Source organism: Streptomyces sp. GbtcB7 (genome assembly GCF_019091445.1).
GTDB lineage: Bacteria > Actinomycetota > Actinomycetes > Streptomycetales > Streptomycetaceae > Streptomyces > Streptomyces mirabilis.
The window spans coordinates 279,755-304,211 of sequence record NZ_JAGXJM010000009.1 but is presented as its reverse complement, the minus strand read 5'-3'; the positions used below and the strand labels follow the sequence as shown (position 1 = coordinate 304,211).

Genomic DNA, 24,457 nt, shown 5'->3' with positions numbered 1-24,457 from the left:
CACGGCCCCCGCACCCTCCTCTACACCAGCCGCGGCACCGGCTTCTGGGGCCCGCCGTTCCGCGTCTTCGCCCCCAGTGAGATCACCCTGCTCGTGCTCCGCTCTCCGCACCTGCCCACCTCGATGTAGCACTCGACGGGCCGACACATCCGCTTGGAGCAATCCACGAGCCGAGGGATGCGGCGTCGACAGATGACCAGGCCCGTCTCGCTGAGGACAAGATCCGGACCATTCCCGGGCCGACGGCTCCAACGAGCCATTCGTGGCCACGTTTTACGCAGGTCAGCGACGCGTGACGCCTGTACCACCAGCAGACCAAGAAGTCCGTGCACTGGGCGCGGATCCGGTATTTGGGTTCTGCCATGGAGACCGGGGGGACGCCGCCGCGCTCGTCCGAGGTACAGATGTGACGACATCTCCGGCAGCCGTCCGGCTGAACCGCGGCCGCCCGCCGGACCGAGCGACAACCTACGGTGGCGCACCCGGCGCCAAGGGAGGCAGTACATGATCGACGTCGTCTTCGGAGTTGACGTTGGCACCTCCAGCACCAAGGGCGTGGTGGTCGACACTGCCGGTCGCATCCTGGGTGAGGCCGTACGCAGTCACGTGGTCGACCGTCCCCGGCCGGGGCACGTCGAGATGGACGCACATGTGTGGTGGGACGAGTTCGTCTCGCTCGCGGCCGAGTTGCTCGATCGCGACGACCTCACCGTCCGCGCCGTCGGAGTCAGCGGCATGGGCCCGTGCACCCTTCTGGTCGATGACGCGGGAGAGCCGGTGCGTCCGGCGGTGCTGTACGGGGTGGACACCCGCGCCGAGGAACAGATCGCCCGGCTGAACCGGGAGTTGGGGTCGGACACCGTCTTCCGCAGGTGCGGTTCGGCGCTGTCGTCCCAGGCCGTCGGGCCGAAACTCGCCTGGATCAGCGAGCGGGAGCCCGGGGTGTGGGCACGCGCCCGCCGCCTCCTCATGCCTGCCTCGTGGCTCGCCCACCGGCTGACCGGCGCCTACGTGCTGGACCTGCATTCCGCCAGCCAGTGCACCCCGCTGTTCGACATCCACGAGCAGCGCTGGATCCCCGAGTGGGCCGAGCACATCGCACCCGGCATCGAACTCCCCCCGCTGCGCTGGCCGGGCGAGGAGGCCGGCCGGGTGAGCACGCCTGTCGCGGGCGTCCCGGCCGGGACGCCGGTCATCGTGGGGACGATCGACGCCTGGAGCGAGGCCATCAGCGTCGGCGGCCACGGCGTCGGCGACCTGATGCTGATGTACGGCACCACGATGTTCCTGGTGAACACCGTCGACCGGCTCGTGACCAGCCCGTCGATGTGGTCCACGGTCGGCGCCCTGCCCGGCACCCGTTGCCTGGCCGGCGGTATGGCCACCTCCGGAGCCGTCACCGACTGGCTCGGGCACCTCTTCGGCGACGTCGACCTCGGCGTGCTGTTCGACGAGGCGGCCGCCTCGCCCCCGGGTGCGAACGGCCTGGTGATGCTGCCGTACTTCGCCGGGGAACGGACACCCGTCATGGACCCCGACGCCCGGGGCGTGATCGCGGGCCTGACGCTGGGTCACACCCGGGCCGACCTGATGCGGGCGGCGCTGGAGGCCACCGCCTACGGTGTCCGGCACAACGTCGAGACGATGCTCGCGGCCGGCGCCGACATCCGGCGGATCGTGGCGGTCGGCGGCGGCACCCGGGGCGGACTGTGGCCTCAGATCGTCAGCGATGTCACCGGTCTCGAACAGATCGTCGCCCGCACGACCATCGGTGCCAGCTACGGTGCCGCCTTCCTCGCCGCCGGGCTGATCGGCCGACCGGACATCGCGGCCTGGAATCCGGCGGAATCGGTGGTCCGGCCCGATCCCGCCACCGCGGGTGTCTACGACCGCCGGTTCACCCAGTACCGGGTCCTGTACGAGAGCACCACCGCGGTCACCCACGCCCTGGCCCACGACCAGAACACCGGCCGTGAAGTAGATACCCCGTGACGTCGCCCTACGCCCTGCCCGCCCCGTTCCATGTCCGGTCCTGAAGCCGGACGACGAGTACCACACGCCGAACCACCGCTGAGCGCCGTACTCCTCGAACCGCTCCACCTCTGTGAACCCCGGCTTCACCGCGAGGCGCGCCGAGGGGTCGTTGACGGTCCAGGTTCACAGCACCACCGGCTCGTCGGGAGGCGCGGCGAACCAGTCCAGTGCAGCTGTGCACGCCTCGGCGGCGTACCCGCGCCCCCACGCCTCCGGCAGGAACATGTAGCCGAGCTCGGCCTCCCCGGCTCCCGGAACCTCTCCCCGCAACTGCCGTGCACGGTTTTCCCGCCGGCGCGGGGGGAAGATGAAGCGACCTGTCGCCAAGTCCCTTCGCCTCAGCTCACCTCGTCGGGACCGGCCTCCGCAATCGCTGACACACGCTGCGATCAAGATCCGGGCCATGCTCGGCCAGGGCCGACACACCGCTCCCTCAACCGCATTCGTGCTGCTCAGAGGCGCGCAGACCATGTATCACCAGCAGACGAAGCACCTCCTGGTGTCCTACTCGGCGAAGCGGCTGGGCTTCTTCCAGTCGCAGAAAAGGGGTGCCTGACCAGGTCAGATGTCCGGCCAGGCGCCCCTCTTGGTCAGTGCCGGGCACGGCTGCGCCGTGGTGTCGGGGGCATGCGGCCTCCGGCACGACGGCCGTGTCCTCGGCGCGGACCGGCGCGTTCACCGAGGTGCGGCGGCCGGTCCGCGCTTGCGTGCGAGGGCTAGAACTCCTCGACGAAGTAGGGCTCGACGGTCATCCAGCCGTTGCCCGAGGCGCCGTTCAGCCGGCCCGAGGAATTCTGGGCGAGGGTGTACCAGGACTCCACGTAGTCGGGATCGTCGGTGAACCAGCTGTCGGGGATCGCGCTCAGGACCGCGTTCACCAACGGGATGTAGGTGCCCTGGTCCGTCACGGTGAGCAGCGCCGTGGTGATCGCCTGAGCCAGCGCACGGTAGTTGGTGCCGTCGTCGTCCTCCATCATGACGACGTCGGCCAGGTTGTACTTGTAGTTCGACCAGTTGACCAGGATCTGGTTCGGGTAGTAGACGGTGCCGTCGTAGTCCAGGTAGGGCATGTCCACCGAGTCGACGCGCGCCGTGCCGTCCTGGCCGAAGCCGGTCACCAGCGAGAACATCTCGGCGGATCCCTTGAACCAGGGCTCCTGGTCGTCGTTCACCTCGACGGCCGTGACCTTGGTCGCCCACCAGCCCGCCGCGCTCGCGGCGTCGGCGCTGTTCGCCGCCTTCGACGGGAGGGAGGCCAGCCCCTCGTCGGCGAAGGCCTTCCGCAGCACCTTCAGGCCGGCCCGGTGGGCCTTGGTGACGTCGATGTCCAGGACGTACAGCGGGCGGTCGGGGACGCGCGCGGTGTCGACGGCGTGGGTGTGGCCCTGACTGTCGTACGCCGTGAGCGTCTTGGCGGCGTCGTCGGCCGCGGCGACGGCGATCCAGGGAGTGACTTCGGCGTTCAGGTGCGACCGCATGGACGGCGCGCCCAGCCGCACGCGCAGCAGCGACCCGGTCGACGCGGGCAGGCCCTTCAGGCCCGCGATGCGACGGTCCGCGGCAGAGACGGAAGCGAACAGGTTCTTGCCCTCCGGAGCGGCGGTCCTGCCCGCCAACGCCTGGAGGTCCACGTCCTCGGTGCCGAGCGCGGCCGCACGGACCTGCTCGCGCCACTGCGGGTCGCGCAGCGAGGCGGACAGCGCCCGCGCGATCTCCTGCTCGGTCGACCGCATCGGAGACTTCCGGAACGGCGTGGTCTGGTCCCCCGCGTCCCGCACCGGCGCGGCGATCGCCGGCTGGACGGTGCCGCCGATGACCGCGGACAGCATCACGCCGATGAGGACGCCGCGTCTCTTGCTTGATCTGCTCACCATGCTCCTTGTGTTGTTGGTCGCCGCCGCGCCCACGGTGAACGGGCGGCCGTCCTAGGGGTGATGGGCCCGGATTGCCTCGGGCACCTGAGGGGTCGCAGCCGCGCACCTGGTCCCACCCCGCCGGGCGTTCACCAGGGCGTCAACGTTGACCTATGCATGACAATGGAGGAAGCGTGGGATGAACGGGCATCCGTGCATGATCGGGGCCACTCCGAGGCCGGGCCGCTTCGCCGCACACACCTCGCCTCGCCTCGACGGGAGCCGGCGGGCCCGGAGTCGCCGCCGGGAAGCGCGGCTACCGGTGACCGTCGGCGGTCGGCCGCCCGCGAGAACTGCTCAGCGAACCGAGCATGATCTCCTCGGTGCCGGCCAGATACGTCTCCGCCGCGCGCCGCGCCTCCTCGCCGTCCCGGTCGACCACGGCCCGTACCACCGGCGCGAGCCGGTCCGTCGCCCGCGCCGCGTCCTCGAACGGCGCCCGCAGCGAGGCCCGTACCGGAAGGTAGGCGTTGAACAGCGTGTTCGTGAGGAGCACATAGACCCGGTTCCCCGTGGCCCGCGCCAGTTCGCGATGCACTTCCGCGTCGGCGAGCTGGACGGCGTCGGCGTCCGGGCCGTCCGCGACCTGACGCAGCAGGTGTTCCAGCCGCCGGGCCTGTCGTTCCGTGCGCCGGTCGGCCGCGCGGCCGGCGATCAGGGTACCGATCTGCCGCCGCACCTCGAAGACCTCCCGCAGCCACGTGGGATCCTGTGCGGCCAGCATCGGAAGCAGGTCGGCGCCGCCGACCCGCAGGTAATCCAGGATGCGGGTGCCGATGCCGTGCCGGGTGCTCAGCAGTCCCACCTGCTCCAACCGGGTCAGCGCGTGCTTCAAGGTCGTACGGGTGACCCCGTACCCGGCGGCCAGCTCCCTCTCGGGGGGCAGCAGGGATCCGGGTTCGTGCGTGCCGCTCAGAATGTCGTCACGCAGCCGCGCTTCAAGCAGGTCGACCACGGTTCGGCGCAGAATGCTTTCGACGGCCACGGAGGATCTCCCAGGCTTCGGTCAATGGTTCAGCGGCTCACTGGTCTAGTGGCCCACTGGTTCAGCGACTTCTTGGTCTAGTGGCTCAGCCACTGCCCCAGTGAAGCAGCCCCCCGACCGCCACGTCAATTACCTGATGGCGCAGAGCAGTTGCGCACGGTCCGCGTGGAGAGAACCAGCGCGCGGACGAGCAGTGTGGGCCTGGGCCTCCTCTGGAGCCGGTCCGTCGGGGTCGCGTCGGCGGGGCGCCCGTGCGTCGCCCCGTGGGGCGCAGGGCCCTCCGACAGGTCGCACCCCGCGGTTCGGGGCGATGCATCGAGGACACCGGGTGGACTGGCTGTTGAGAGATCGCCTCTCATGGCGAGCATGGGATGTGCAGGTCCTGCAAGCAGCTGCGACCGTATCGGCAGCTGCCCGCACCGCGGAGGTTCCGGCCGGCGCTCGCCGGTCGCGCCCAACGACAAGCAGGTCGGCGTCGGCGCCTGCCACAGCCTGGACCTGCCCTTCGCCTGGACCACCCTGGACCTGGCCGACAGTCAGAAGTTCACCGACCCCAACCCCCCGTAGAACCTGGCCGAGACACTCCACCAGACCTGGGCCGACTTCGCCAAGGCCGAAGAAGTGCTCTGGCCCGCCTACGACACCGATACTGTTGTTGTGGGTGTAGAACTCGCGCTACAAACGGCCCGTGACCTGGTCGTCCAGGCATCCGGCATCACCGCGCCGGCCGGACAGGCCGCCACCGACAACGCGTCCTGGGCCTCCTCAACACGGACCCCGACCGCCGCCGGCACACCCGGGATCTCGCCCGTCGCCTCGACGACATCACGCTGGGCACCATGCACCGCCAACTCTCCCGGTGGGCCCACCAAGGACTGGTCCCACACAACCGGCCCCGTCACCCACACCGTCCCGAGGAGCCCAGCAATCCCCTTGCCACCAGCGCGAACACGCTAACTACCATCATGGAGTTCGGGGATCGGCCAGGGTCCCGAATCGGCTGATCTCGGTGCGGCCGGTGATCGGTCGCGGAAGACTGCGGGTTCGCGTGCTCCGCTGAACTGCCCGCCCGCTCGCAGCACTTGACGATTACGTGTACACGACGAAGAATGATCGCTCTCTGCGCTTGACAACGTTGTCTAGGCTTCGAGGAGGCATTCCCGCCCATGGGATGGACTCAACGGCTACGCGATGCGGGGATGGTGGTGGCGACCGCCATCCTTCTCGGCGGCTCCCTCGCGGTTCCGGCGGCTCGGGCGGCCGTCCCGCCGAGCGCCCCGCTCACCGATCTGGTCAACCCGTTCATCGGAACGGAGAACGAAGGCAACACCTACCCCGGCGCCGCCGTGCCCTTCGGCATGGTGCAGTTCTCGCCGGACACCGGCCACAACACCGGCTACGACTACTCCCAGAATCACATTCGCGGCTTCTCCCTCGTCCATCTCTCGGGCGTCGGCTGCGGCCTGGGCGGCGACCTGCCCGTGCTGCCGACCACGGGTGACGTCACCGAGACGGACTACGCCAAGTACGAGGCGGAGTTCAGCCACGACAGCGAGCGGGCGAGCCCCGGCTCGTACCGGGTCGACCTGAAGACCGGCATCGAGGCCGAGCTGACGGCGACCGCCCGGACCGGGGTGCAGCGCTACACCTTCCCGGCCACGGACAAGGCCAACGTCCTGCTCAACGCGGGTCAGTCGCTGCACAGGACGATCTCCACCAAGGTCGAGATCCTCGACAACCGCACGGTGCGGACCGCCATCACCGGCAGCGGCTTCTGCCAGGACACCAAGCCGTACACCGTCTACACGGTCACCCGCTTCGACCGCCCGTTCACCACTTCGGGCACCTGGAACGGCGCTACCGTCACCGAGGGTTCCAAGGAATCCGTGAGCGCGGGACGCAACGGCGCCTTCGTCCGCTTCGACACGACCAAGGACCGGACGGTCGAAGCGACCACCGCGCTCTCGTACGTGGACGCCCGCGGCGCCGCCCTCAACCTCCGCTCCGAGGGGGGTCGTTCGTTCGACGCCGTCCGGAGCCAGGCCCACCGCACGTGGGAGGACCGGCTCGACGACGTACGCGCCCAGGGCGGCGGTGACACCCTGCGCCGCACGTTCTACTCATCGCTCTACCGGTCCTTCCTCGCGCCCAACATCGGCAGCGACGCCGACGGTCGCTACACCGGCTGGGACCAGCGGGTCCACCGCGCACAGGGCTTCACCTACTACCAGAACTGGTCGCTGTGGGACACCTACCGCACCCAGTCGCAGCTCCTCTCCCTGCTCGCGCCGCGTGAGGCCAGGGACATGGCGATCTCCGTCATCAAGATCGACGAGGACAGCGGCTGGCTGCCCAAGTGGGGCTACGGCACGGTCGAGACGAACATCATGACCGGCGACCCGGTCACCCCGTTCCTGACCAACGCCTACCAGCAGGGCCTGCTCAACGGATACGAGGAACGGGCCTACCGAGCCCTGAAGAAGAATGCCGACGGAGTGCCACCCGCCGATTCGCCCGCGGTGGGCCGCGAAGCCAACAAGGAGTACATCGCGAACGGCTTCGCGCCCTACGTCAAGGACCGCCCGCACGCGAAGCCCGGCGACTCGGACTACGACCACGGAGCCTCCGCGACCCTGGAGTACGCGCTGTCGGACGCCATGCTCGGCGCGATGGCACGGGATCTGGGCCACGACGCGGACGCCGCACGCTATGCCGCACGGTCCCAGAACTACCGGAAGATCTACGACGGTTCGACCGGCTTCTTCCGCGCGCGGGATGCCTCCGGCGCCTTCACCGGACCGGCGGACCCAGCCCTCAGCGAGGGTTTCCACGAGGGCACGTCCTGGCAGTACCAGTGGCTCGTGCCACAGGACCTGCCGGGCATGGTCGACCTGATCGGTGGCAAGCAGACGGCCAACGACCGGCTCGACTCGTTCTTCGCGTACGAGCAGCTCCTGAAGGACCCGGCGAAGACCGCACGAGAGGTGTGGGTCAACGGCCCGTACGACTACTACAACGCGGACAAGTACAACCCGCAGAACGAGCCCGACCTGATCGCCCCGTACACGTATCTGTCGACCGGTCAGCCGTGGAAGACGACCGATGTGGTGCACGCCGCGCTGACCTTGTTCACGGACGCGCCGACCGGCATGACCGGCAACGACGACCTCGGCACGATGTCCGCCTGGAACGTGCTCTCGTCCATCGGGATCTTCCCGGTACAGCCCGGTTACGACACCTGGGGCCTGTCGACGCCCGTCTTCGAGCGGGTCGATCTGACGCTCGACCGGCGCTACTACCCGCGCGGCGCCCTGACCGTGACGGCGACGGGCACCTCGGACCGTGACCGGTACATCCAGTCGGCGAGGGTCGACGGTTCCTCCTACGGCCGTACGTATCTGACGACCGAGTCCCTCCGAGGCCTGCGGTCGCTCTCCTTCACGGTCGGTGCCGAACCATCCGGCTGGGGGACGTCCGCCGACGCCGCCCCGCCCGCCCTGGGACCTACGCGGTGAGGCGGTCGTTGGGCAGTGCGTCGAGCGGCGTACGTGGGCCGGAGGGTTCGGGACGGGTTGTGGGAAAACGCGTAGCTGTTGATCCCCCGGCCGAAGGTCCGACCGCAGCACTTCGGCACACACCACACCCCTGACGAGACGCGACGTGACGCGGTCGCGGCAATCGCCCATGCGCCGGTCAACGGATGCGCATGGCGGGCGCCGCGGCCGTGACTCGACGGCCTCCGCCGCCTCGGACCGGAGCTTCGCGCGGCGCAGGGGCCCGATCGACGCATCGGGTCACGCCGTCAGAGTGGTCCTTGCCTTCGGTGGCGCCAGACGCAGAGAGTGTTCACCGAGATACCCATGTACGGCAGGCTTGGACTCGTTGCGCATCGCGTGTCTCCGGGGTAAGCGCTGCCGCAGCAGCGGACGTTCCGTCCTCCCGCCTACCGCGCGGCGAAGCCGCACGGACAACTGCCGGCGAGCAGGACCAGAATCCGGAGAGTCTGTGATTTGGTGCGGCTGTCCCGTCGTGATAGCACAAGGTAGACGCCCATCGCCTGCTGACGTTCGAGGCTGCAGGACTTGCGTCGGCGGAAGAACGTGCCCGGCGCGCCGACGTGTCCCGTCTTGAATGATCTGGCCCCGAGTCGGATTCCTGACCTGCGGCGACCAGTTCAGCTGAGGTGTGGAGATGCAGGAAATCTCAGGTGATGTGGTCCCGGGCGGGCGAATGCCGGATGTTGTCTCAGCCGATCTGGTCCAGCTCCGCCGTTTCGAACTGATATCGCGCCTGAGTCGTCAGTCCAGGGCGAAGCGGCGGACGAGGACGGGCCAGGTCAGGTCGTGTCCTGTGCCGCGGCGGACTACGAGCCATTCCTGGAAACCCGCGAGCATGTGCCAGTTGCTTCCGGCGTCCGGGCCAAGGACGAACGGATCATCGCCATCAAGCAAGGCGCGGCCAGATCCGAGCTTCCGTTTTGAGTCGTGGCGGACATCCGAGTTGGGTCATGTCCCCAGCCTGACGCCATATCGTCGGGTGTGGACGTCTGGCGCCGAAGGGACCGGTGCGGCCTTCAACGATGTCTCGTAAAGGCGCCGTTCAGGGCATCGAATCGAGATTTCTCAACGCCTCGCGGGCATCAGCCGCGCCCGCTGTGTCGCCGGTGGCCGTCATCAGCTCGGCGCGCCAGGAGATACAAGCGTGCACCACCGAGCGGGTTTCCAGGTCACACACCGCGAACGGGGTCAGCGCGGCCACAGTACTGGCCATCCAGGAGGCGAGGTCGAGCGTGAGCGCACGCAGGCCGTGGCGCGCACAGATCTGGGAGCAGGTGAGGAGAACACGCGCCCAGGACGGTCCGTGCTCGCCCATGTTGTGGCGCGGTTCGGGCGTCTGCCGTTCGGACCGATGCGCGTAGAGAACGTGGGCTTCCAGCCCCAGCCGCAGTCTCGCGGCCGGCTCGCGATCCGATGTCGCCGTTGCGGCGGCGGCGAACATGCCGGCGACCATGGGGGCGTCGGCGCTCGTGCACCGCAGGGACGACGTGACAAGAGAACAGTCGGTGGCCGGGGCGGTCACCGCGCGGGCGAACTCCCGGCTCAACGCGCCCGCCCGTTCATCACCTGCCGGTGTGACCTGCTTCAGCGCTCGGGCCAGCGTCATGTCGGCCAGCAGCGGCACGGGTGCCTCGACCCTGAGGGACGACACCATGGGGCGGGCATCCTGGACCAGGCCTCGGGCGCTCGCTGCGATACCGGACCGGCCGAACCGTTGGTGGATGTCAGCGGCGATCAGTCCGGCCTTCATGAAGGCGGGTACATACCTCCTGCGTGCGCCGGCAGTTCGGTTGGCCTCGTCACGCCGGTTGAGGAAGGTGCGGATCGCCATGTCCGCGGCAGCCACCGCGAGGTCGGGATCGCCCCAGCGGTGCAGCACCTCAGCGCGCTGTGAGAGTGCCCCCTCGCCATGTCCACCGTGAACGGGTCATCGTCCTCGAAACGCTCGAGCCAGGCCTGAAGCCCGTTCTCGGCACTTACCAGAGCCGACGCGCCCTGCCCGCTGCGCAGCTTCTTGACAGCATCGTCGAGCTGCCGCTCGTCATCGACGACGGCGCGCTGGAGGTCGGCAACTGTCAGACTCCATTGGGCCGTGCGCTCGATGTACCGCCGCTGACCCACCGCGCAGCGAGGCCTCTACGGCTGGGTGGCGTCGTCGAGCATCTTGTTCTCGTCGAAGTTGCCGTCCTTGTCCGTCCACCCAAACCCGTCGATCACGCTACTGAGGACAAGTGCGTCGTAGTCGCCCTTCTTCACGTCGTTGCACGCAGCAGGCTTCCCCTTCCCGCCGACCTTCGACTGGGCGGCCAGGGCCTTGGCGCAGCCCTTCACGATGTCGTCGTACGACGGCTGGGACAGCCAGACAACGGTTCCCGTGATGCCTCCGGCGACGACCACGGCGGACGTGGTGATGACGGCGGTGGTGCGGCGCATGGCCCCCCGGTGCGTTGACGTGCTGCCGTGCATGGTGCGCGCGGCCGCACCGTGTGGAGGCGGAACGGCGGGACCAATCGTCAGGTCAGGACAGCTTCCACTCGCCGGTCTGCTCGGCGAACCCAGAGTCCATGCCGAACTGTACGACCGACACCTTCGACGCCTTCGGCACCTCGAACACGATCCACCCCAGGGCCTTCGCGCCGGGCTTGAGCTTCACATCCGAGGACATGGACGGCCCGGCAGAAATGTCGCCGAAGGTGGACTCGAACTGCTGCCCGTCCTTGTCGGCAAGCTGCGCGCCGTTGGAGGGACTGTCGTTGTAGGCGATGCTGCCCGTGTTGACGAGACGGAACTGGACACCGACGAACCGCTTCCCCGACTCGGGCGTGGTGAACTCGTCGGCGCCCTTCGCGGGGTCGACCACCTTGACGACGGTGACGTCGAGCTTGCTGCCGTCGTCGGTGCCCTTGAGTGCGATGGTGTCGCCGACCTTGGCGACGTCCGGGGCCGCGGACTTCTTCGCGGCCGGCTTCTCTCCGCCGCTCTTGCCGGCGGGCGTGGAGGCTTTGGCCTTGGGCTTGTCGGTGACGGTGCTGCCGCTGTTGCAGCCGGTGAGGCTGAGCGCGCACGCCGCGATGGCGGTGGCGGCGGCGAGTCTGATGCGCATGTGGTGGTTCATGGTCCCCCCAGGGTTTTGTGTCACTTGAGTGAAGGACATGTAAAGGCCCCGTATGGTTGCACGTTTAACCGGAGAAAGTTGCCATCCCCACGCAACCCGAACGCCCGTTCCGCCGTCTTGCTAACTCAACAACCCGCAACGCAGGCCCACTTCGGACATGGCGACGCCCCACGGCGGGGGGATGCCGCAGGGCACCTCCCAAAGGTGCCGGGCGCCACCCGACGCGGGTCTCGAGTGTGCTCCCCGCGCTGGCGAGGTACTCCGTCACCCTGAGCCGCAGGCGGCCGTCGACGTCGTGGTCCCCGCGACGGACGTACAAGTGGTCCCCGCCCCTGCCCGCCCGGTAGACATCGCTTCATGCGTGCGCAGCGACGCAGCACAGGCATTCGATGGCGGTATCACAAATCAAAAGCAGAAGGGCTCATCGCGCAAGGCCGAGCCGGCAGCGGCAACCAAGATCCGGACCATACGCGGCACAGGGAGCTTTCGGCCGCTGCTCCGAGACTCAAAGGTACAGGTCAACGGCACCTGCGAACGTCTACCACCAGCGGACCAAGAACCTGCTGACTGCCGTTCAACCGTTCTGAAGCAGAGCCTGGATTGCCGGCAAGCCGCTTCCGAGATCCGTCGCTGCAGCCATACCCTCCCCATGGCGGTCCACCCGAGGGGTGAGTACGGCAGCAGCGCCACGCCGGGGCATTGGGGGATTCCCACAAAAGCCCCCTCGTCACGAGCTTCTCCTCCCCTTCGTCGCCCAGGCACTTGGGGGCGCCTTGCCCCAGCACCAGTCCCCGAAGTCAGCATCGGCCCGGCCTACACGCGAGCGGAGACGTGAGAACGCGGCGTTGCCCGTCGATCGACTTCGCAGGAGCGCTCGGCCCCTCGGGAAAATGGGGTTGGGGTGTCGAGCGGGCAAAGCCGCGTCCCGCGAGAGGCCTGTACTAGAGCTGGAACCCCAGGTCAGCGCACCCTTCCGCGCGGTTTCAGTGGTACAGGCGGGAGTTCGGGAGCGCGCAGTGGGGCCCCGTCGTACCCCACCACCTCACCGAATCGGGAGCCCGTCATCCAGTCCGAACGGGCCTGCGCGATATCCTCGGTGGACCGTCCGATGAAGTTCCACCACATGACCAGCTCCTCCTCGAACGGCTCGCCGCCCAGGAGCATGAGGGACGCGTCCGACTCGGCGCGCAGGGGGAGTTCGGTGCGACCGCAGCCGAGGTAGAGCATGGAGCCCGGGAGCATCGGTACGCCGTCGACGTGCGCCTCGCCGGACATGGACAGGACGCCGTACTCGAAGTCGGGCTCCAGCGGCAGTCGTACGTCGGTGCCGCTCGCGAGGGACAGGTCGGCGCCGACGATCGGGGTGTACGTCGTGCCGGGCGAGGTCGTGCCGTCGACGGTGCCCAGGATGAGCGTGGCCTTGAGGCCGGCGGCCGTGACGAGCGGCAGCTCGGCGTGGTGCTCGAAGTGCGGGTCGGTGTGACGGTGGCTGTCGGGGAGGGCGACCCACAGCTGTGCGCCGTGCAGGAAGCGGGCGTGTGACTTGGGGCTCTCCTCGGAGTGGCTGATGGCCCTTCCGGACGTCATGAGGCCCAGTTCGCGCGGGCGGATCGTCTGCAGGCTGCCCGTGGAGTCGCGGTGCAGCACCTCGCCCTCGTGGAGCCAGCTGACGGTCTGGAGTCCCATGTGCGGGTGCGGCGGGACCTGCATACCGGGCTCGTCGGCGATGTCGTCGGGCCCGTAGTGATCGACGAAGCACCACGCGCCGATCATGCGGCGGCCCAAGTTGGGCAGCAGGCGGCGGACTTCGGTGGACTCGCCGAGCTTGACCCGACGGGGACTGAGGAGTTCACGCACCGGCTCGGCCACCACGAAACCGCGGCCACCGCACAGCGCGGGAACTGCCTCGCGATCAAGATTGCTCATGGGCCACAACCTAGCCCCGTCGGGGACCGTACGTCAGGCCGTCCTCCCTCCCCTGGGCTCCCCCGGGCTCCCCCGGACGGGGGTACTCGGGCCGGAGTCGGTGCGGTCCTAGGGCTACGGGCGGAGGTCGGTAGGGCGTTGGTCGGGGGCGAAGCGAAATAGTAGCCATGGACATAGTAGCCATGTATGGTTTTTCTCATGAGTTCGACATCCGAGCACGCGACCCCCGGCTTTCTCGTCTGGCGCCTGTCCACGAAGTGGCGCGTGGCCGTCGATCGGGCGGTCGCGCCGCTGGGTCTGACCCACGCCCAGTACTCGCTGGTCGCGTCGCTGTACGGGATGCACAGGGCCGGGCGGCGGCCGAGCCAGCGTCAGCTCGCCGATCACACCGGACTCGAACCGCTCTACGTCTCGAAGCTGGCCCGCGCCCTGGAGGCGGCCGGTGTCGTCGACCGGACGCGCGATCCCGCCGATCCACGCGCGATCCGACTGTCGCTCACAGAGGACGGACGCGAGGTCGCACAGCGCGCGATAGGGGTGGTCCAGGGGCTGCTGGAGCAGCTCCTCGAACCGCTCGGCGGGCTCCGCGGCGAGCGCACGAAGGCGTTCAGCCGCGAGCTGGCGACCCTGCTCGACGTATCGCTCGATGCGCCGGTCGACGCGCCGACCGATGCATCTCTCGACACACATCTCGATTCACATCCTGACGAGGAGTAGCCATGAGCATTCCCACTCCCCCGGTCGGCGGCCAGGTCGTAGGACTGGCCCACTACGCGAGCCGAGCGGCCCTGGAGGCCGCGCTGGCCCGCATCGGAAGCACCTTCAACCAGTCGGTGGCCCTGCGGGCCGTCTCGGACCAGGGCGGCACCGTCGAGCGCGACCGGCTCGTGGGGCGGCTGACCGGGGCACTCAAGATCGAGGAGTCGGTGGCCGAGGAGACCGTCACGGAGATGACGACCCTCAAGCTGCTGACGGAGACGGACACCTCGCTGGTGTCGCTCACCGAGCACGGCCGTGAGGTGTTCGAGGAGATCCGCACGGCCGGGAACGAGATCGCGGCCCGGCTGTACGCGGGCATCCCGGCCGAGGACCTGGCGACGGTGGGGCGCGTGCTGACCCTGGTGACGGAGCGGGCCAACGCGGAGCTGGCCGGCGGGTGACGCCTACGGGCACGGGTGGTGGAATATTCAACCATCAGGTGAGGTTCTGGCACTCGAAGGAGGTCAGCAGTGGACACGAAGTACTACGACCAGGGGACGGCCGCGGAGCGCTGGGAGCGGGCGCAGCTGTTCTTCGACGCCAAGGACTACGCCGGTGCGGCGCGCGTTCTGGGCGGCCTTGTGGACGAGGTGCCGGAGCAGACCGGACCGCGGCTGCTGCTGGCCCGCGCGTACTACCACTCGGCCCAACTGCACCGCGCTGAGACCGAGTTGCGCGCGCTCGTCGAGCGTGACCCGGTGGAGCACTACGCCCGGCTCATGCTGGGGCGCACGCTCCAGCGCCAGGGGCGTCACGCCGAGGCCGAGTCGCACCTGCGCATCGCCTCCGCGCTCGCGGGTGACTTCGAGCAGGTGTGACCGCCCTTGCGGGTGCGACCGCCCCTGGGGGTGCGAGGGCCCGCTGAGGACGTGAACGTCTCCCAAGGGCATGAGCGTCGCCCGAGGGCGTGAACGTCTCCGGGAGCAGGACGAAGAGGCCGGGTGCCGGAGCGCCGTGGCCGGTCATCGAGGTGACCGGCCACAGCCACGGCACCCGGCCTCTGCCGTGTCACGCCGCGCGCGGCTCCATCAGCCGTGCCAGCAGGTCGTCCAGGCTGACCAGACCGGTCAGCCGCCCCGTGTCGTCGCGTACGACGGCGAGGGAGGCGCGGTGCAGGCGGAGCTGTTCGACGGCGTGGGCGACCGTGTCGTGCGGTGCCAGCTCCGGGACGGGGCGGGCCAGGTCGCGGGCGACCGCGGCCCGGCCCTGCGCGCGGGCGACCAGGGCGTCACGGGCGTGCACCGAGCCGAGGACCGTGACGCCGTCGCGGACCAGCAGGCGGGTGCGGTCGCTGTCCCCGGCGACGCCCAGTACGGCGTCGATCGTGGCGTCGGCGGGGACCGAGGTGATCCGGTCGGCCGGGATCTGGAGGTCCCCGACCGGGTGCTGCGGTTCGGTCAGGGAGCTGGTGATCAGCTCGGAGTCCTCCTTGCTGATCAGCCCGAGCCGCTCCGACTCCTCGACGAGGTGGGTGAGTTGCTCGCGGTTGTGGACCGAGGCCAGCTCGTCGCGCGGAGTGACCCGGCAGAGCCGGACCAGCGCGTTGCTCACCTTGTTCAGCCCCACGATCAACGGACGCACCGCCCGGGTCAGGGCCCGGAACGGCGGCGTGAGCAGCATGGCGGAACGCTCGGGGTGCGCGATGGCCCAGGACTTGGGGGCCATCTCGCCGACCACCATGTGCAGGAAGACGACGACGAACATCGCGAGCGCGAAGGACACTCCGTAGCTCAGGCCGCTGGGCAGGCCCGCCTTGTGGAGCAGCGGGTCGAGTTCGTGCGAGATCGCGGGCTTGGACACCGAGCCCAGGCCCAGCGTGCACACGGTGATGCCCAGTTGGGCACCCGCGAGCATCAGTGACAGCTCGCGCATTCCGGCCAGCGCGGCTCTGGCACCGCGTTGCCCGGCCGCCGCGGCCTGTTCCAGCCGGTGCCGCTTGGCGGCGACCAACGCGAACTCGGCGGCCACGAAGAACCCGCTGCCGATCAGCAGGAGTACGGTCACGAAGAGCGCCATCGAGAAACTCATGCCTGCTCCTCCGCACGGTCCACACGGTGGATACGGTGGACACGGCCCGTGCCGCCCACACCGTCCACGCCATCCGTACTCGCCGTGCTCCCCGTACGGTCCGTCGCCGGCAGGCGTTCCAGGCGGACCCGTTCCGGTACGTGGCGGTCCAGGGCCTGTACGTCGATCGAGACGCGGCCTCCGTCGGACAGTTCGACGATGACGCGGTCCGCGATGGCGGGGAAGCGGCCGAGGCGGTCGACGATCAGCCCCGCCACCGTGTCGTAGTCGTCCTCCTCGGGCAGGTCGATGCCGGTCGCCTCGGCGACCTCGTCCAGTCGGCGGCCGGCGTCGACGAGCCAGCCCTCGCCGTCGGATACCGCGATCTCCTTGACGGTGTCGGTCTCGTCCGCGATGTCGCCGACGAGTTCCTCGGCGATGTCCTCGTAGGTGACGACGCCGGCCACGCCCCCGTGCTCGTCGAGGACGACGGCGAACTCGTCGTCGTAGGCCCGCATCTGTGCCACGGCCTCGGGCAGCGGCAGGGTGTCGGGCAGGAGCAGCGGTCCGCGGCCGAGCGCGCCGGCCGTCGTGCGGGTGAACCGGTCGGCGGGCAGCCGCATCAGTTCGCGTACGCCCAGGACGGCGGTGATGTCGTCCGGGTGGTCGCCGAGGACGGGGTAGTTCGAGTGTCCGTGCTTGGCGATCAGCTGGACGGCCTCCGTGGCCGTCGCGTCCCTGCGGACGAAGACGGCGTCGGCGCGCGGCACCATCACCTCGTCGAGGGTGCGGTCGGAGAACTCCAGGGCATGGTCGAGGAGATCGGCGGTCTCGCGCGGCAGCTGCCCGTGCTGGTGCGACTCGCCGATGAGGTGGCCGAGTTCCTCGAGGGTCGCGCCATGGTGGAGTTCCTCGACGGGCTCGATGCCGACCTTGCGCAGCAACTTGTTGGCGGCGCCGTCGAAAAGCCGTACGACCGGGCCGACGACCTTCAGATACGCGAGCGTGGAGCTCGCCAGAGCCTTCGCGAGGCGCTCCGGGACGGCCAGGGCCAGGTTCTTGGGGGCCAGTTCGCCCAGCACCATCTGGAGCACGGTCGCGAACACGAAGGCCAGCACCACCGAGATGCCGGTGACCGCGCCGTCCGGGATGCCGATCCCGGTGAGGACGGGCTTGAGCAGGGCGGACACGGACGGCTCGGCGAGGAAACCGACGACCAGACCGGTCACGGTGATCCCGAGCTGGGCGCCCGACAGCATGAAGGACAGCCGCTCCAGCACCTTCAGGGCGCGGGTGGCCCGTCGGTCGCCCGCTGCCGCTTCCCGCGCGAGCGCGAGGCGGTCGGCGGCGACGTACGCGAACTCCTGGGCTACGAAATAGCCGGTGCCGGCGGTCAGGACGAGGACGGCCAGCAGGCCGAGTGCGGCACTCATCGAACACCACCCCGCTGTGTGCCGCGATCAAGAGAAATCAGGCGGGGTGGTTCGGGACTGTGTCCCGGGGGGTCCGTCGGTCTGGCGGACAAGGAAGCGCTCCTCTGGAGTCGGTCTGTTCCTGGGAAACGATTCTGTTCGCAAACGAGTTCCCAGCCACCGATGTTCTTTCTACACAACTGTAGGAACCCCGAGACCTGGCGGCGGAGCTACAGCGGCGTGGCCGCGTGCAGGATCACGACCATCGTCACGGCCGAGTTCGCCGACGACATCGCGGAGACGAGCGTGCCGACCGCGGCGCCCCAGGCTGCCAGCCCCACGGACGTGAACACGGACGGCCAGCTGCGGGCCGTCGGCGCGGGGCGCAGCAGGGCGGCGACCCGGCGCGGCACAGGACCCGCGGACGCGAATCCGGCGAAGCCGGTGAACGTGGCGAACGCCGGCACCGGGCCCCCGCCCGACAGCAGGGCCGCCTTGCCGATCGCCCGCGCCACCACCGTGCGGTTGCCGACCGACCGGGCCGCGTCCTCGTCCGCCCACCGCTCCGTGGTGTAGACGACGGTCGTACGCAGCGGCCGCAGGAACGGATTGGCGCGCGCCGCGAGTCGTACGGCGAGCAGGTGGCGGTGGTGAGCGGCCGTCAGGTGGGCCCGCTCGTGCGCGAACAGGGCACGGCGCTCGGGCGAGGTGAGGCCGCGCAGCAGGGCCGTGGTGACCACCACGCGGTCGCGGCGTCCGCCGGGGAGAGCGTAGGCGTACGGTTTCTCCTCGGGCAGTACGACCACGGAACGGCTGGGCAGCGCGGCGAGCGCCCGCCGCGCGCGCTGGGCGACCCGGCGGTGGCGCCACAGGGTGCGCGCGCAGACCGCGAGGACCAGGACCAGGGCCGGGATCGCCGCCTTGCCCGCGATCTCGTCGTGCGGGACGGCCGCACGGACCTCCGCGTCGGACCAGCCGTCCGGGAGGGGGTTGCCGGGCAACTGCGCGGTCCCGACGACCATCAGCAGGGCCAGGCAGAGTGTGCTGCACAGGGCCATGACGGTGGCGACCGCCGTCAGCAGCCAGGTGGCCGTACGCGGATGCAGATGCAGTTCGGCGAGGCGTGCCACCGGCCAGGCACTGAATGGCAGGACGAGCGGCAGAAAGACGAAGACCCCCATGAGACGTCAGTCTTCCGTATCGTCGGGCACCCCGTCGGCCCCACCCACGACATCGGCCCCGCCCGTCGCCTCGGCCTCGCCCGTCGCGTGGGCCGTCTCCAGGAGCGCGCGCAGGACCTGTTCGTCGTCCGGCGGCAGCGCGGTGACGAAGCTGGCGAGGACGGCCTCGCGGTCGCTCTCGCCGTCGAGAAGCCGGCGCATCTTGAGGGCGGCCAGGCCCGCGACGTCGGCGGTGGGCCGCCACACGAAGGAGCGTCCGCGTCGTTCGCGGGCCACCGCGTCCTTGGCGAGCAGCCGGGTCAGGATGGTGACGACGGTGGTGTAGGCGAGGTCGCCGCCGAGCCGCTCCTGCACCCAGGCGGCGGTCACCGGGGCCTCCGCCTCGCGCAGCGCACCGAGCACCTGGCTCTCCAACTCGCCCTGCCCGCGGCGCCTGGAAGGCCGGTGCGGGTCCTCGCGGTCGCGCTGCGCCATGTCCGTCTCCCTCCGGCGTTCCCCTACCCGATCACGCTACCTGGCCTCCCTGGGTGCGCTTGCCACGGCGGTACGCGATCTCGCCGAGGACGACGTCCACGGCGACGAACACCGCGAGCGGGATGCCGAGCAGCGGGACGAAGTAGCCGAGCACGGCGACGGCCGCCATGAGCGGGACGAGGATCTGCGGCGGGACCTGCTGCCAGGCGCCGCGCGGGATGGGGCGGCCGAACGCGGAGGCACGGCCGCGCTGCCACCACATGCGGTAGCCCCACACGATCAGCAGGACCAGGCAGAGCGCGAGGGCCATCAGGGCGATCTGGTTGACGAGGCCGAAGAGGACGCCGCTGTGGGCGTCGATGCCCCAGCGCGTCAGTTTGGCGAGCAGCGGGTAGTCGGCGAAGCGGAGTTCGTCGGTGACCGTGCCCGTCGTCGGGTCCACGGCGACGGAGTCCTGCTTCTCGGGCCAGCTGCGCTGGACCTGCTTGACCACGTACGCGGTGGAGGCGTCGGCGGGTACGACGATCTCGACGGGGTCGCCGAGACCCTCGGCGCGGGCGGCCGCGAGGATCTTGTCGAGATCCTGGGGCGTGGTCGAGGCCGTGGTGCCGCCGGACCCCGTGCCGGTGTGGCCCGCGTGCTCGCCGCCGGCCGCCACCGACGCGGACACCGAGGGGGTCGCCTGGCCGAGCGAGGTCCTGAGTTCGTCGATGTTGGCGCCGGCGTAGGTCGACCATGTGAGTCCGGTCGCCGACAGGAAGAAGAACCCGGCCGCCGCCCACACACCGACGGTGCCGTGCAGCCCGAGGGTGCGACGGCGCCCGGACGTGCCCCGCACCTTGCGCTGGGCTCGGCGCCGGCCGAACCACAGCACCAGCCCGCCGGCCGCGATGACCCACAGCCAGCTCGCGGCGAGTTCGCTGTAGAGCCGGCCGTTCTCGCCGAGGTGCAGGTCACGGTGGAGCTCGTCGATCCAGGTGCGCAGCGGGAGCGCGCCGGTGGAGCCGTACTGCTCCAGCGATCCGCGCACCTTCGCGGTGTACGGGTCGACGAACACCGCGAGCGTGTGGCCCTCGCCGACGCCGGGGACGCCGGAGAGCAGCACCCTGGTCGTCGCGTCCGCCTCCGGCGACGGTCGTACGGCGGAGACCACGCCCTGCGGGTGGGCCTTGCGGGCGGCGGCCACCTGCTCGGACAGCGGCAGCTTCTCGTCGCCGACCGGGACGGTCAGCTCATGCGCGTACACGATCTTCTCGGCCTGGTACGAGGCGGCGTACAGGAAGCCGGTCAGGGCCGCGACCAGCAGGAACGGGGCGACGAGTATTCCCGCGTAGAAGTGCAGGCGCAGGATCAGGGGGCGCAGCGGTGCCTTTCTGGTGGGGGCCGGGGCGACGGGTTTGGGGGACTCGTCCGTCGTGGTCGTGGGAGCGGTGGACATGGGCGGGCTTCTCCGGTCGGACGGTGAGGGGAATGCGGACAGAAGCGGGGACAGGGACGGGGCAGGGACGGATACGCGGGCGGGGACGGGGACTGGACAGGGATGGACTCGGGTCGTGGGCCGGGGAGTTGGACTCTCGGCCCGGAGTGGTCCGTGGTGGTCCAGAAGTCGGGGCGCAGTGGCGTGGAGTTCCCGGGGCTCCATGTGGTCTGAGTCACACATACAGGCGCGTGGGGACCCGGCAGCCGCCCCTGGCGCCGCCTCGCTTGGCGCGATGGGTCTTGGCATCCTGGCGCGATGGCATCCGAACGTGACCCCAGCGCCTCCCGCCCCCTGAGCGAGCTGGTCGAGGAACTCCTCGACCATGAAGGCCCGTTGCCCATCGTCGCCGCCGGGGACCCGGTGCTGCGCCGCCCCGCCGAGCCCTTCGCCGGCCAGCTCGACCCGGGGCTCCTGACCCGCTTCGTCGCCGCCCTGCGCGCCACCATGCACGCGGCGCCGGGCGTCGGCCTCGCGGCACCCCAGGTCGGCGTGCCCCTGCGGATCGCGGTCATCGAGGATCCGGCGCCGGTCTCCGAGGAGGTGCGGGTGGTGCGCGGGCGGGTGCCGCAGCCGTTCCGCGCGCTGGTGAATCCGTCGTACGAGGGGGTGGGCGCGGGCCGGGCCGTGTTCTTCGAGGGGTGTCTGAGCGTGCCGGGGTGGCAGGCCGTGGTGGCCCGGCACGCCGAGGTGCGGCTGACGGCTCTGGACGAGCGGGGCCGGGCGATCGACGAGGTGTTCACGGGGTGGCCCGCGCGGATCGTCCAGCACGAGACGGATCACCTGGACGGCATGCTCTACCTCGACCGTGCCGAGTTGCGCTCGCTGTCTTCCAACCAGGCGATGGCGGAGCGCTGGACGCAGCCGACGCCTGCGGAGGCCGCCGCCGCACTGGGCTTCGCCCTGCCCGACTGAGGGTGCGCGCCGCGGGCGCCTCCGGCGACGGCTGTGCGGCAGCGAGGGCGACGCGATGCCGCGCCATGCGGGCGGCCCGGCGGTCCGGTCACGACCGAGCCGGCTGAGAACGGGACGCCCTCCGGGCCCGGCGCCGGGGGCCGGACCCGGCTCAACCAGCCGGCAGGACCAGGGGCCGCGCCCGGCTGAACCCGCCGGTAGGACCAGCAGCCGGACCCGGCTGAACCCGCCGACGGGGCCGGGGGCGGGCGGCCCCGGAAAGCCACGGTCCCAACCGACGCTGAGCCCGAACCGCCGGACCCGTCGGGCTCGGCCGCGCCGCCTCGGACGGCCCGGCCCGGACCCACCGAAGTCCAGACGACCGCCGACGGCCCATCAATTCCCCGGATCCGAGACCCCCCGGGGGAAAGCCGTCGACGCCCGAACGACCGGCCCCTGCCGGTCGATCCGAGCCGGCCGAACCCGAACCCGCCGGGGACCCAGACCCCGCCAAACCCCCGCCACCCAACGACAAGGCCCAGCCCGTCGATCCCGGACGGCCGAACCCCAAGGCCACCGGGACCCGAGCAGCGGACGCCGAACGGGTGAACCCGGCCGTCCAGTTCCGAAGGGCCGAACCCGCGCCCTCGGCGCTCAGGCCACCAGCGTCCGAGCGGCCGGTCCTGGCCCCTCGATCTCCAGCGGACGTACCCGAAAACGACCGGCGTCGGCTACGCGTCCCGGTACATCTCCAGCAGCCGCAGCCACACCTCGCTCACCGTCGGGTACGACGGGACCGCGTGCCACAGGCGGCTGATCGGGACCTCGCCGGCGATGGCGATGGTCGCCGAGTGGATCAGTTCGCCCACGCCGGGGCCGACCAGGGTGAGGCCCACCAGGATCTCGCGGTTGACGTCGACGACCATGCGGGCCTTGCCACGGTAGCCGTCCGCGTACAGCCCCGCGCCCGCCACGGAGGACATGTCGACGTCGACGGCGCGGACGCGCAGGCCCGCGCGCTCGGCCTCGGCGAGGGACAGGCCGACGGCCGCGGCCTCCGGGTCGGTGAAGACGACCTGGGGGACGGCCCCGTGGTCGGCGGTCGCCGAGTGCGCGCCCCAGGGATCGGTCTCCAGGAGGGGCACCCCGGCGGCACGGGCGGCGATGGCGGAGCCCGCGATCCGGGCCTGGTACTTGCCCTGGTGGGTGAGGAGCGCGCGGTGGTTCACATCACCAACCGCGTACAGCCAGCTACTTCCGGTGACCCGCAGGCTGTCGTCGACGTCGAGCCAGGAGCCCGGCTCGAGGCCGATCGTGTCGAGCCCGAGGTCGTCGGTGCGGGGCACACGCCCGGTGGCGAAGAGGATCTCGTCGGCCTCGATGCGGTCGCCGGTGTCGGTGAGGGCCACCACGGTCGAGCCCTCGCGCGTCACCGCGGTCACCGAGGTGCCGGTGCGGACGTCCGCGCCTGCCTCCTTCAGCGACTCGGCGACCAGCTCACCGGCGAAGGGTTCCATGCGGGGCAGCAGTCCCTTGCCGCGGACGAGGACGGTGACCTGGGAGCCGAACGCCTGCCAGGCCGTGGCCATCTCGACGGCGACGACACCGCCCCCCACCACGATGAGCCGGGCCGGCACCTCGTGCGCGCTGGTGGCCTCACGGCTGGTCCAGGGCCGGACCTGGTCGAGCCCCGGCAGGTCGGGGAGCAGGGCGCGGGTGCCGGTGCAGACGGCGACCGCGTGCCGGGCCGTGAGCACCTGCCGCTCGCCGTCGGGCCCGTCGACGGTCACCTTGCGCGGCCCGGCGAGGCGCCCGTGTCCGCGATACAGGTCGGCGCCGATGCCGTCCAGCCAGCCGACCTGTCCGTCGTCCTTCCATTGGGAGGTGTAGTAGTCGCGGTGGGCGAGGACCGCGGGGACGTCGAGGGGGCCCTGCACCGCCTGGCTGAGGCCGGGCACGTGGCGGGCGTCGGCGCGGGCGATGACCGGGCGCAGGAGAGCCTTGCTGGGCATGCAGGCCCAGTACGAGCACTCGCCGCCGACCAGTTCGCTCTCCACGACCGCGGTGGAGAGGCCGGCCGCGCGGGCGCGGTCGGCGACGTTCTCCCCCACGGGCCCGGCCCCGAGCACCACGACGTCGTACGCGATGGATTCCGTTTCCGTCATGGGCCCAGTCTGGTTGTTGGTGTGCTCGGAGGCCACACGGGTACGTGCGCGGAATACGCCGCCCAGGGGTGGCGTTGTGCACACCGGCTTCGCCCCGAGGCCCGAGGCCCGACATCAGGAAGAGGTAGTCACGCCATGAGCAGCACGATGGAGCTGACCAAGGAGAACTTCGACCAGACGGTCACGGACAACGAGTTCGTCCTGATCGACTTCTGGGCCTCCTGGTGCGGGCCGTGCCGTCAGTTCGCCCCGGTCTACGAGAAGGCCGCGGAGGCCAACCCGGACCTGGTGTTCGCGAAGGTCGACACGGAGGCGCAGCCCGAGCTGGCCGCCGCCTTCGACATCCAGTCGATCCCGACGCTGATGATCGTCCGCGACCAAGTCGCGATCTTCGCCCAGCCCGGGGCACTGCCCGAGGCCGCCCTGACGGACGTCATCGGACAGGCCCGGAAGCTGGACATGGACGAGGTCCGCAAGTCCATCGCGGAGCAGCAGGCCAAGCAGGCTCCGCAGGGCGAGTAGGTCCACCGGGCCGCAGGGCGAACAGGTCCACCGGGC

21 protein-coding genes and 3 pseudogenes are annotated in these 24,457 nt (G+C 70.4%); 10 read left to right on the top strand and 14 right to left on the bottom strand.

Annotation, left to right across the window (positions count from 1 at the left end):
- Positions 1 to 129 (top strand): annotated as a pseudogene (locus KVT44_RS58125) (metallophosphoesterase); the annotation flags it as partial.
- Between the two features lie 375 nt (positions 130 to 504).
- Positions 505 to 1,992 carry an FGGY-family carbohydrate kinase gene (locus tag KVT44_RS17715; RefSeq protein WP_217567741.1) on the top strand — a complete coding sequence of 496 codons (1,488 nt, stop codon included), beginning with the start codon at positions 505 to 507 and terminating at the stop codon, positions 1,990 to 1,992.
- A gap of 60 nt (positions 1,993 to 2,052) precedes the next feature.
- Here KVT44_RS17715 and KVT44_RS58120 read toward each other — a convergent pair.
- The 3 genes and pseudogenes from KVT44_RS58120 to KVT44_RS17700 all read right to left on the bottom strand — a co-directional run.
- Positions 2,053 to 2,289: pseudogene (locus KVT44_RS58120) on the bottom strand (GNAT family N-acetyltransferase); the annotation flags it as partial.
- Positions 2,290 to 2,750: 461 nt separating this feature from the next.
- On the bottom strand, positions 2,751 to 3,908 hold the full coding sequence (locus KVT44_RS17705) for a DUF3103 family protein (RefSeq protein WP_217567740.1): 1,158 nt from the start codon (positions 3,906 to 3,908) through the stop codon (positions 2,751 to 2,753).
- Positions 3,909 to 4,203: 295 nt separating this feature from the next.
- Positions 4,204 to 4,932, bottom strand: a complete 729-nt coding sequence (locus KVT44_RS17700) for a FadR/GntR family transcriptional regulator (protein WP_217567739.1) — start codon at positions 4,930 to 4,932, stop codon at positions 4,204 to 4,206.
- Between the two features lie 366 nt (positions 4,933 to 5,298).
- Here KVT44_RS17700 and KVT44_RS17695 point away from each other — a divergent pair, with 366 nt between their 5' ends.
- The 3 genes and pseudogenes from KVT44_RS17695 to KVT44_RS58115 form a co-directional block, all read left to right on the top strand.
- Positions 5,299 to 5,499, top strand: coding sequence for a hypothetical protein (locus KVT44_RS17695; RefSeq protein WP_217567738.1), 201 nt, complete (start codon positions 5,299 to 5,301; stop codon positions 5,497 to 5,499).
- A 599-nt stretch (positions 5,500 to 6,098) separates the two neighbouring features.
- The gene (locus tag KVT44_RS17690) at positions 6,099 to 8,447 is read left to right on the top strand and encodes a GH92 family glycosyl hydrolase (RefSeq protein WP_190168464.1); all 2,349 of its coding nucleotides are present in this window, start codon (positions 6,099 to 6,101) and stop codon (positions 8,445 to 8,447) included.
- A 75-nt stretch (positions 8,448 to 8,522) separates the two neighbouring features.
- A pseudogene (locus KVT44_RS58115) lies at positions 8,523 to 8,648 on the top strand (IS5/IS1182 family transposase); the annotation flags it as partial.
- 582 nt (positions 8,649 to 9,230) lie between these two features.
- Here the strand turns inward: KVT44_RS58115 and KVT44_RS17685 are convergent.
- From KVT44_RS17685 to KVT44_RS17665, 5 genes are all read right to left on the bottom strand, one after another.
- Complete coding sequence (locus tag KVT44_RS17685; RefSeq protein WP_217567737.1) at positions 9,231 to 9,383, bottom strand: hypothetical protein; 153 nt, start codon at positions 9,381 to 9,383, stop codon at positions 9,231 to 9,233.
- Between the two features lie 148 nt (positions 9,384 to 9,531).
- Complete coding sequence (locus KVT44_RS17680; protein ID WP_217567736.1) at positions 9,532 to 10,368, bottom strand: hypothetical protein; 837 nt, start codon at positions 10,366 to 10,368, stop codon at positions 9,532 to 9,534.
- A 257-nt stretch (positions 10,369 to 10,625) separates the two neighbouring features.
- Entirely contained in the window at positions 10,626 to 10,922 is a 297-nt protein-coding gene (locus tag KVT44_RS17675) for a hypothetical protein (protein ID WP_217567735.1), read from the bottom strand.
- 85 nt (positions 10,923 to 11,007) lie between these two features.
- Entirely contained in the window at positions 11,008 to 11,592 is a 585-nt protein-coding gene (locus tag KVT44_RS17670) for a DUF4352 domain-containing protein (RefSeq protein ID WP_254649512.1), read from the bottom strand.
- 972 nt (positions 11,593 to 12,564) lie between these two features.
- A complete protein-coding gene (locus KVT44_RS17665) occupies positions 12,565 to 13,530 on the bottom strand; it encodes a pirin family protein (RefSeq protein ID WP_217567733.1) in 966 nt (321 codons plus the stop codon).
- 198 nt (positions 13,531 to 13,728) lie between these two features.
- Between KVT44_RS17665 and KVT44_RS17660 the strand changes: the two genes are divergently transcribed.
- From KVT44_RS17660 to KVT44_RS17650, 3 genes are all read left to right on the top strand, one after another.
- Complete coding sequence (locus KVT44_RS17660) at positions 13,729 to 14,247, top strand: MarR family winged helix-turn-helix transcriptional regulator (protein ID WP_190168458.1); 519 nt, start codon at positions 13,729 to 13,731, stop codon at positions 14,245 to 14,247.
- Between the two features lie 2 nt (positions 14,248 to 14,249).
- Positions 14,250 to 14,690 (top strand): MarR family transcriptional regulator, encoded by a 441-nt coding sequence (locus KVT44_RS17655; protein WP_217567732.1) that lies wholly within the window; start codon positions 14,250 to 14,252, stop codon positions 14,688 to 14,690.
- A gap of 69 nt (positions 14,691 to 14,759) precedes the next feature.
- Positions 14,760 to 15,107 (top strand): tetratricopeptide repeat protein, encoded by a 348-nt coding sequence (locus KVT44_RS17650; protein ID WP_099919299.1) that lies wholly within the window; start codon positions 14,760 to 14,762, stop codon positions 15,105 to 15,107.
- Positions 15,108 to 15,297: 190 nt separating this feature from the next.
- On the opposite strand, the gene KVT44_RS17645 is transcribed toward KVT44_RS17650, so the two are convergent.
- The 5 genes from KVT44_RS17645 to KVT44_RS17625 all read right to left on the bottom strand — a co-directional run bounded on the left by KVT44_RS17645 (position 15,298) and on the right by KVT44_RS17625 (position 20,801).
- The gene (locus tag KVT44_RS17645) at positions 15,298 to 16,317 is read right to left on the bottom strand and encodes a hemolysin family protein (RefSeq protein ID WP_054231639.1); all 1,020 of its coding nucleotides are present in this window, start codon (positions 16,315 to 16,317) and stop codon (positions 15,298 to 15,300) included.
- Complete coding sequence (locus KVT44_RS17640; protein ID WP_217567731.1) at positions 16,314 to 17,729, bottom strand: hemolysin family protein; 1,416 nt, start codon at positions 17,727 to 17,729, stop codon at positions 16,314 to 16,316. Before KVT44_RS17640 ends, KVT44_RS17645 begins: the two co-directional genes overlap by 4 nt.
- A 209-nt stretch (positions 17,730 to 17,938) precedes the next feature.
- Positions 17,939 to 18,889 (bottom strand): M56 family metallopeptidase, encoded by a 951-nt coding sequence (locus KVT44_RS17635; protein ID WP_217567730.1) that lies wholly within the window; start codon positions 18,887 to 18,889, stop codon positions 17,939 to 17,941.
- Between the two features lie 6 nt (positions 18,890 to 18,895).
- A complete protein-coding gene (locus tag KVT44_RS17630; protein ID WP_217567729.1) occupies positions 18,896 to 19,363 on the bottom strand; it encodes a BlaI/MecI/CopY family transcriptional regulator in 468 nt (155 codons plus the stop codon).
- Between the two features lie 31 nt (positions 19,364 to 19,394).
- Positions 19,395 to 20,801 carry a PepSY domain-containing protein gene (locus KVT44_RS17625; protein WP_217567728.1) on the bottom strand — a complete coding sequence of 469 codons (1,407 nt, stop codon included), beginning with the start codon at positions 20,799 to 20,801 and terminating at the stop codon, positions 19,395 to 19,397.
- A 297-nt stretch (positions 20,802 to 21,098) separates the two neighbouring features.
- Between KVT44_RS17625 and KVT44_RS17620 the strand changes: the two genes are divergently transcribed.
- Positions 21,099 to 21,755: a peptide deformylase gene (locus tag KVT44_RS17620; RefSeq protein ID WP_217567727.1), complete on the top strand. Its 657-nt coding sequence runs from the start codon at positions 21,099 to 21,101 to the stop codon at positions 21,753 to 21,755.
- Between the two features lie 710 nt (positions 21,756 to 22,465).
- On the opposite strand, the gene KVT44_RS17615 is transcribed toward KVT44_RS17620, so the two are convergent.
- Positions 22,466 to 23,899, bottom strand: coding sequence for an NAD(P)/FAD-dependent oxidoreductase (locus tag KVT44_RS17615; protein WP_217567726.1), 1,434 nt, complete (start codon positions 23,897 to 23,899; stop codon positions 22,466 to 22,468).
- 135 nt (positions 23,900 to 24,034) lie between these two features.
- Between KVT44_RS17615 and trxA the strand changes: the two genes are divergently transcribed.
- Positions 24,035 to 24,421 (top strand): thioredoxin, encoded by a 387-nt coding sequence (gene trxA, locus KVT44_RS17610; RefSeq protein ID WP_054231635.1) that lies wholly within the window; start codon positions 24,035 to 24,037, stop codon positions 24,419 to 24,421.
- The last annotated feature ends 36 nt before the right edge of the window (positions 24,422 to 24,457 follow it).

What these genes read in the sequence shown, in the direction of transcription:
- KVT44_RS17620 (WP_217567727.1), top strand. Translation starts at nt 21,099, where the DNA reads ATGGCATCCGAACGTGACCCCAGCGCCTCCCGCCCCCTGAGCGAGCTG.
- KVT44_RS17615 (WP_217567726.1), bottom strand. Translation starts at nt 23,899, where the DNA reads ATGACGGAAACGGAATCCATCGCGTACGACGTCGTGGTGCTCGGGGCC.
- KVT44_RS17690 (WP_190168464.1), top strand. Translation starts at nt 6,099, where the DNA reads ATGGGATGGACTCAACGGCTACGCGATGCGGGGATGGTGGTGGCGACC.
- KVT44_RS17660 (WP_190168458.1), top strand. Translation starts at nt 13,729, where the DNA reads ATGAGTTCGACATCCGAGCACGCGACCCCCGGCTTTCTCGTCTGGCGC.
- KVT44_RS17655 (WP_217567732.1), top strand. Translation starts at nt 14,250, where the DNA reads ATGAGCATTCCCACTCCCCCGGTCGGCGGCCAGGTCGTAGGACTGGCC.
- KVT44_RS17630 (WP_217567729.1), bottom strand. Translation starts at nt 19,363, where the DNA reads ATGGCGCAGCGCGACCGCGAGGACCCGCACCGGCCTTCCAGGCGCCGC.
- KVT44_RS17645 (WP_054231639.1), bottom strand. Translation starts at nt 16,317, where the DNA reads ATGAGTTTCTCGATGGCGCTCTTCGTGACCGTACTCCTGCTGATCGGC.
- KVT44_RS17695 (WP_217567738.1), top strand. Translation starts at nt 5,299, where the DNA reads ATGGGATGTGCAGGTCCTGCAAGCAGCTGCGACCGTATCGGCAGCTGC.
- KVT44_RS17670 (WP_254649512.1), bottom strand. Translation starts at nt 11,592, where the DNA reads ATGCGCATCAGACTCGCCGCCGCCACCGCCATCGCGGCGTGCGCGCTC.
- KVT44_RS17625 (WP_217567728.1), bottom strand. Translation starts at nt 20,801, where the DNA reads ATGTCCACCGCTCCCACGACCACGACGGACGAGTCCCCCAAACCCGTC.
- KVT44_RS17635 (WP_217567730.1), bottom strand. Translation starts at nt 18,889, where the DNA reads ATGGGGGTCTTCGTCTTTCTGCCGCTCGTCCTGCCATTCAGTGCCTGG.
- KVT44_RS17665 (WP_217567733.1), bottom strand. Translation starts at nt 13,530, where the DNA reads ATGAGCAATCTTGATCGCGAGGCAGTTCCCGCGCTGTGCGGTGGCCGC.
- KVT44_RS17640 (WP_217567731.1), bottom strand. Translation starts at nt 17,729, where the DNA reads ATGAGTGCCGCACTCGGCCTGCTGGCCGTCCTCGTCCTGACCGCCGGC.
- KVT44_RS17675 (WP_217567735.1), bottom strand. Translation starts at nt 10,922, where the DNA reads ATGCGCCGCACCACCGCCGTCATCACCACGTCCGCCGTGGTCGTCGCC.
- trxA (WP_054231635.1), top strand. Translation starts at nt 24,035, where the DNA reads ATGAGCAGCACGATGGAGCTGACCAAGGAGAACTTCGACCAGACGGTC.
- KVT44_RS17705 (WP_217567740.1), bottom strand. Translation starts at nt 3,908, where the DNA reads ATGGTGAGCAGATCAAGCAAGAGACGCGGCGTCCTCATCGGCGTGATG.
- KVT44_RS17715 (WP_217567741.1), top strand. Translation starts at nt 505, where the DNA reads ATGATCGACGTCGTCTTCGGAGTTGACGTTGGCACCTCCAGCACCAAG.